The organism is Candidatus Aminicenantes bacterium (assembly GCA_026393795.1).
In the GTDB taxonomy this organism is placed as follows: domain Bacteria; phylum Acidobacteriota; class Aminicenantia; order UBA2199; family UBA2199; genus UBA2199.
This window is the reverse complement of the sequence record JAPKZL010000065.1, coordinates 1-5,358: the sequence shown is the minus strand read 5'-3', so window position 1 is coordinate 5,358 and position 5,358 is coordinate 1. Positions and strand designations below refer to the sequence as shown.

Annotated in this window: 5 protein-coding genes; all 5 read right to left on the bottom strand. The window is 61.5% G+C overall.

The window, feature by feature from the left end; translation table 11 throughout:
* Positions 1-131 (bottom strand): ABC transporter permease (locus NTW95_03105; GenBank protein ID MCX6556408.1); only part of this gene is annotated, 131 nt, incomplete at its 3' end.
* Positions 128-898, bottom strand: coding sequence for an ABC transporter ATP-binding protein (locus tag NTW95_03100; protein ID MCX6556407.1), 771 nt, complete (start codon positions 896-898; stop codon positions 128-130). The genes NTW95_03105 and NTW95_03100, both read right to left, overlap by 4 nt.
* Positions 899-918: 20 nt before the next feature.
* Positions 919-2,196, bottom strand: a complete 1,278-nt coding sequence (locus tag NTW95_03095) for an efflux RND transporter periplasmic adaptor subunit (GenBank protein ID MCX6556406.1) — start codon at positions 2,194-2,196, stop codon at positions 919-921.
* Positions 2,197-2,368: 172 nt separating this feature from the next.
* Positions 2,369-4,087: a glucose-6-phosphate isomerase gene (locus NTW95_03090; protein MCX6556405.1), complete on the bottom strand. Its 1,719-nt coding sequence runs from the start codon at positions 4,085-4,087 to the stop codon at positions 2,369-2,371.
* Between the two features lie 12 nt (positions 4,088-4,099).
* A partial coding sequence (locus tag NTW95_03085) for a transketolase (GenBank protein MCX6556404.1) occupies positions 4,100-5,358 on the bottom strand: 1,259 nt, incomplete at its 5' end.

The window sequence follows — 5,358 nt, the reverse complement described above, 5'->3', positions numbered from 1 at the left end:
CCCTTGCCGATGGCCACCATGACGATCACGGCGGCAACGCCGATGATGATGCCCAGCATGGTCAGCAGGGTGCGCATCTTGTTCTTGACGATCGACTTGAAAGCCACCTTGATCAGGTTTTTCCATTTCATGGGCGCTCTCCTTGGCCGTCAGCGGTTTTCGTGCGGGCGGTCTCCAAGTCCTTGGCGGCGTCATGGGGGTGGGGCACGGCCAGATCGCGGATGATCCAGCCGTCGCGGAATTCGATGATGCGACGGCAGTAGGCGGCGATGTCGTGTTCGTGGGTGACTAAAATGATGGTAATGCCCTGGCGATTCAGCTCCTGGAAGGTGGCCATGATCTCGATGCTGGTGCGCGTGTCGAGGTTGCCGGTGGGCTCGTCGGCCAGCACCATGGCCGGCTGGTTGACCAGGGCGCGGGCGATGGCCACCCGCTGCTGCTGGCCGCCGGAGAGCTGGTTGGGAAAATGCTGGGCGCGATCGGCCAACCCCACCCGTTCCAGCGCCTGATTGGTCAACAGGTCGATATCCTGGTCCGGCGCGTTGCGGGTGTACAGCAGCGGCAGCTCGACGTTTTCAAAGGCGCTGGTCCTGGCCAGGAGGTTGAAGCCCTGAAACACGAAGCCTATTTTTTTGTTGCGGATGTCGGCCAGCTGATCGCGGTCCAATTTGTTGACGTGGATGCCGTCCAGGTAGTAAGCGCCGCTGCTGGGATAGTCCAGGCAGCCGAGGATATTCAGCATGGTCGATTTCCCTGATCCGGACGCGCCCATGATCGCCACCATTTCGCCGGGGTTGACGGTCAGGTCGATCCCTTTCAAGGCCTCGACCTGCACTTCGCCGCTGTCGTAAATCTTGATCACCCGCTCGGTGCGGATGACGGCTTCGCTACTACTCATGTTGCCTCTTTGGCCGCGGCTTACAGGATGCGCATGCGCGGCGGGCCCTGCTGGGCGGCCTGCTCCTCGGGGGACAGGTTGATGCTCTTGATCACTTCCATCCCTTCGCTGATATCGCTGGCTCTGATCTCGGTCATCTGGCCATCGCTGATCCCGGTCTTGACCCGGATGGGCTTCGGTTTGCCGTCGTTGTCAAGGATCCAGAGCATGCCCACATCCTTGGGCCTTTTGCGCGTGCCGTTGGCGCCGGCTCCCGGGAAGCCGCCGCCGTTGGCTGCGCCGGTTCCGGCCGGCATGGCGCCGGCCCCGGTGCGGCCGGCCGCGCCGCCAAAGCGCGCCTGAAACTGCTTCATAAGTTCCTGCACCATTTCCTGGCTGGGCTTCAAACGCAATGCCGCATTAGCCACGCGCAGGACGTTTTTGGCCTGGCCGACCAGGAAATCGATGGTAGCGGTCATGCCCGGGAGGAGCATTCCCCCCTCGTTGGCCACGTTGATCACCACGGTGTAATTGACCACGTTCTGGATGGTCACCGGTTCCAGGCGGATCTGGCTGACCACGCCGGAAAATTTCTTGTCGGTTTGGGCCTGGACCGTGAAGCGCACTTCCTGGCCTTCCTTGATCTGGCCGATATCGCTCTCGTCGACGTTGGCCAGGATCTGCATTTTGGAAAGATCGTTAGCGATCAGGAACAGGGTGGGCGACGAGAAACTGGCGGCTACGGTCTGGCCGACGTCGATGTTGCGGGAGATGACGATACCGTCGATGGGGGCGTAGATGGAGGCGTAGCTGAGATTGATCCGCGTCCGTTCCAGGCCCGATTGCGCCGACTTCAAGGTGGCTTGGCCCAGTTCATAATTGACCTGCGCCTGTTCCAGGTCGTTCTTGGTCTTGATGTTTTCCTTGAACAGGTATTGCATGCGGTCCAGATCCTGCTTGTTTTGCTTCAGCTGGGCCCTGGCTTTCTCGTACGATGATTCGGCCTCCGAGACAGCCATCAGCAGGGAAGAGGTGTCGAGCATGGCCAGCAGCTGGCCTTTCTTCACGGTTTGGTTGAAGTCAGTATAGAGCTTGGCGATGCGGCCCGAGACCTGCGTGCCGACCTGAACCGTGGTTACGGCGCCGAGCGTTCCGGTGCTGGAAACGACGGCCTCCAGATCGCCGCGGTCGATCTTAACCATGGTGTATTTCCCCAGGACTTCCTTGCCGTTGCGGGTAAAAAACCAGACAAGTGCCGCGATCACTAAAACGGCGGCTATGCCGATGAACCATTTCTTTTTGCTGCTCTTCATGCCCATGATTTGCCTCCTGGGGTGAGTTTCATTATACCCGACATTGCCTGTTTTCCAAAGGCATTTTTACGTTACTCGGTCGAATAATGTTTTGACATTTCACCTAACAATTTTGCCGGCTTTTTCTTGCAATTTATTTTCCCTGCGGCTGCAGTTGCAGCTGCGATCGGGAGCTGCTTCAATCTCCGGCCATAAGCGCGGACAGGGCGGCGAAACCAGTCTGCAGATCGCCCTCGAACTGAAAGGTGACGACCCGGCGCCGGTTCTCCAGCAAGGCCTGCCTGTCGCCGAAAGCCTGGGCCGTGATCAGGGTTGCGAAAGAAACGGATGACTTGTCCGCCCCCGCCTGATCGGGGATCGGCGCGTCCTCGTCGATCCGGGAGAGCAGCTGGACGAACAACCCTTTGCCCGCGTCGCCCTTGTGCAGCTGCCCGGTGGAGTGCAGGAATCTGGGCCCGTAGCCGATACTGACGGCGGTCCGGTATCTCTCCTGCAGCAGGTTGCGGAAGCCTTGCAGCGCCCGGGCGCTGGCTTCGTCGGGTTTCATGTAAGCCTGGATGGCGATGTAGGCAATGCCTTTGGCGGCGAAATCACGCGCATCCTTGCCGAAATAGTCGCGCCGCAAACCGGTTGAATTGCCGGCTTGGCCATCGGCGTAAACCTTCAGCCCGGCGGCGGTGAATGTGGGCGAGGGCCGCGGCAGGGTGCCGCTGCGGGAAAATTCGGCCAGCATCTCCCTGGCCAGGACCTTGGCGGATTCCACGTTCGGCTGGTTGAAAGGCTGGATGCCCAAGAGCCAGCCGGCGATGGCGGTGGCCATTTCCCAGCGGAAAAACTCGCCGCCAATGGCGAAGATGTCCCGGCAAACGATTTCCACCAACGGCTGCCCGGCGGCGCGCAGACCCTGCACGGTCCGGTCGAGGGCGTGATCGTCCTGCAGGCGCAGGCAAACAAAAAGCCTGTCTCCGGCGTAGGTTTGCGACGGTAGAAGCTCTTCGTTGACCAGCGGCAGGATTCCCTTGCCTTCCTTGCCGGTGCTTTCGGCGATTAGCTGCTCCAGCCAGTCGGCGAAAGAAGCCAGCCCGGCCGATGTGAAGAAAGTGATCTTGTCCCGCCCGATGGCGGCCAGACACCCCATGATCGCTCCGAGCCTGGCCGGTGTGTTCCCCTCATGCCCCTTGCTGCTGCGGGCCATGAGCGCGGCGCGGCGCAGGATTTCCCTGATGTCGATGCCCAGCAGTGCCGCCGGAACGATGCCGAAGAGCGACAACGCCGCATAGCGGCCGCCGATGTTCGGGTCATTCAGGAATATTTTCCGAAAGCCCAATTGCCTGGCTGCGGTCTCCAGTCCGCTGCCCGGGTCGGTGATGGCGATGAAATGGCTGCCGGCTTTGTCCCGGCCGACACGGGCGAGGGTCTGATTGTAGAAGAATTTCATCAGGGAAAAGGTTTCCACCGTTCCACCCGATTTGGTGGAGACGATGTAAAGGGTTTTTTCAGGGTCCAGCTTCGCGGCGAAGTCCAGCACGGCCCCGGGATGGGTGCTGTCCAGGACATCCACGGCCAGATATCCTTCCTTCACGGCGAACGAATGGCTGAACACTTCCGCTGCCAGGCTCGAACCGCCCATGCCCAGGAGCAGCGCGTTGGTGAAACCTTCCGCCCGTATGGTCGTCACGAAAGCGATGATTTCATCGGCCCGGGCCAATGAAGTTTCAGGGCAGTCCAGCCAGCCGAGGCGGTTGGCGATTTCAGCCGGTTCCGAGCCCCAGACGCGGAAATCCTTTTCCCAGATCCTTTCCACGATCCGCTGCGCGCGCAGCCGGGCCTCGGCCTCGGCCACTTCGTCGCGGCATGCGGTCAGCGCTTCCTTGAATGAATTTTCCTGTTTTTTCACGCCGGTGCTCTTCTACGGCCGGACCAATTGCAGCAATTCTTTCACGGCCTTGACCAGCGCCTCTTTTGTCAGGCCGAAGTAGGAGAACAGGCTGTCCGGCTTTCCCGACGCCCCGAATGTTTTCAGGCCGAGCGCCCGCCCCTCCGCGTTTGGCCCCAGAAAATGGCTCCAGCCGAAGGTCGATCCGGCCTCGATGGCGATCCGCCTGGCCACCTTTGCCGGCAGCACCATTTCCCGGTAATCGGCCCCTTGCCGGTCAAACAAGCTCCAATTCGGCATGCTGACCACCCTGGCGCCGATTCCCTCCTTTTTCAGCTCTTCAAGGGCGGCCAGGGCCAGCTGAACTTCCGAACCGCTGGCGATCAGGATGACGTCCGGGACTCCATCGCTGTCGGCCAGGACATAGCCGCCCTTCAATGTTCCCGCGGCGGAGGCGTATTGGCTGCGGTCGAATACCGGCAGGTCCTGGCGGCTCAACACCAGGGCGGTCGGCGAGCTTCCGGTTTCCATAATATATTTCCAGGCGAAGGCCACTTCGTTGGCGTCGGCGGGGCGGATCACTTCCAGATTCGGCATGGTCCGCAGCGACGCCAGGTGTTCGATCGGCTGGTGGGTGGGGCCGTCCTCGCCGACGCCGATGCTGTCGTGGGTGAAAATGTAAATGACCGGCTGCTTCATTAGCGCCGACATGCGCATGGCCGGCCGCATGTAGTCGGAGAAAACAAAAAACGTCGAAACGAACGTCCGCAAGCCGCTTAAGGAGATGCCGTTGGCGACGGCGCCCATGGCGTGCTCGCGCACCCCGTAATGCAGGTTCCTGCCGCCGCGATTGTCCTTCTGGAAACCCGGGGAGTTTTTTATGACGGCCAGGGTCGAGGGGGCGAGGTCGGCGCAACCGCCGATCATGACCGGGATGCGCTCGGCGATGGCGTTCAGCACGCTGCTGCTGGCAGCCCGGCCCGATATTTTCGTCCCGGGCGTGAAACTGGGAATGGCGTCCTCCCAGCCGTCCGGCAATTCCCGGTTCTGCAGCAGGCGCAGCTGGGCGGCCGGTTCCGGGTATGCGGCGGTGTAACGCGCGAACAGCTCGTCCCATTCCCGGTTCTGCCTCGCGCCTCTGGCCCTGATGCGCTGGCCGTAATCGCGCACGGCGTCGGGCACGAAAAATTTCTTTTCCGGGTCCCAGCCGTAGAATTTCTTGGCGCCGCGGACCTCCTCGTCGCCGAGGGGCGAGCCGTGGGCGCTGGCCGAATCCTGCTTGGTCGGGGCGC